The following is a 1,302-nucleotide window of genomic DNA, read 5'->3' on the forward strand; positions in this document are numbered from 1 at the left end:
TAGATAATTAACTAGATGGACAAAGATGGAACCAGATTACACAGACAATCTAGGCGCAATGAGTCATATCAAAGTGGTGCCCAATGCATATTTAGTGCCTCCATACAGTAATGAGAAGATTATCACCCAAATGCATATGATTGATCCTGTGTATGCGATGTTTGGTCATGCAGCTAATAGACTTTATCCTCAGACGATTCCACCTAATGTAGAGTCAAGTTATGCCTATATAGGAACGCAAATAAATCAAGCATCATGGTATGATATAGTTGGTAGATCTCTTGATAATAAAACAATCCCATCAAATATTGGTTCTATACAATATTTTAGCGGAAATCATGCGGACGTAGGAGGTGCTGGTCAGGCGCATATACGATATGATGTTTACAATTCTATAAACGTGAACAGTGGAAATATGTTTAACTATAATCACAACGAAAGTAAGAAATTTGGAAAATGAAAATAAACAAATCATTCATGTTTTTTATTGTATCAATTTTAATTTGGATGATGCATGTGATTGATGATTATAGTCGCTTTCATAGAAACAACAACAGCTTTGAAGCACTTAAAAATGATTTAAATAATTTCATATATATTTTTTTGCTGAGTGTCGTCATTTCTATAATCGCCTTAATTTTTATGTTCATTAAACGGGGGAAGCTAACCTTGATCGATAAATTATTTTGTATTTCCCCTTTTGTTTTTATAATTATTTTTGTATTAGCGGATATTTATGGATGGCTTTATTCTTTAACAAAAAAAGATGGGACAATTGATACAATAATAAATTTTTTCAATAAATAAGTCACCCAACAATATGAATAAGTAAACGGGAAGTTTAACATGATGGAAATATACTATCTCTATTATGTCCCATCCCGCGAGTCGGTAAAGAAGCGGCTTGGGGAGGGTGTGGGCTTGCATGAAGCCAGCGGCTGGCGCGGCTATCGCACGGAAGGCGATGTGATTCACATGGGCGCAAGGCTGTATCATTATCCCACCGCCCGCTTCGTCTCTGCCGATCCCCTCGGCCACGCCTCGGATATGAGTCTTTACAGTTATGCGAATAATGATCCGGTGAATGGCGTGGATCCGAGTGGGAGATTAACCATTATTCTTCATGGGACTTATGACAAATCAGCAGAATGGATAAATGTCAATAGTAGTCTAGCCAATGAATTAAGGTCTCAGGGGGTAAATGATGTATGGGATGGAGTTAATGCAGGAGAAGAGTTTAGATGGGGAGGAGACAACATTTGGAATTCGAACAACAAAGATGAGAGGGTCAAAGCAGCTCAA

General features: G+C 37.5%; 3 protein-coding genes. All 3 read left to right on the plus strand.

Annotation, left to right across the window (positions count from 1 at the left end; translation table 11 throughout):
- The first annotated feature begins 25 nt into the window (after window positions 1–25).
- Window positions 26–460, plus strand: a complete 435-nt coding sequence (locus tag NZM04_10375; GenBank protein MCS7064420.1) for a hypothetical protein — start codon at window positions 26–28, stop codon at window positions 458–460.
- Window positions 457–807 (plus strand): hypothetical protein, encoded by a 351-nt coding sequence (locus tag NZM04_10380; protein MCS7064421.1) that lies wholly within the window; start codon window positions 457–459, stop codon window positions 805–807. Before NZM04_10375 ends, NZM04_10380 begins: the two co-directional genes overlap by 4 nt.
- A 39-nt stretch (window positions 808–846) precedes the next feature.
- On the plus strand, window positions 847–1,302 hold a 456-nt coding region (locus NZM04_10385), incomplete at its 3' end, for a hypothetical protein (GenBank protein MCS7064422.1).

The organism is Candidatus Methylacidiphilales bacterium (assembly GCA_025056655.1).
In the GTDB taxonomy this organism is placed as follows: Bacteria; Verrucomicrobiota; Verrucomicrobiia; order Methylacidiphilales; family JANWVL01; genus JANWVL01.

Bases quoted from the DNA above. Each gene is read 5' to 3' on its own strand.
- NZM04_10375 (MCS7064420.1), top strand. From the start codon at position 26: ATGGAACCAGATTACACAGACAATCTAGGCGCAATGAGTCATATCAAA.
- NZM04_10380 (MCS7064421.1), top strand. From the start codon at position 457: ATGAAAATAAACAAATCATTCATGTTTTTTATTGTATCAATTTTAATT.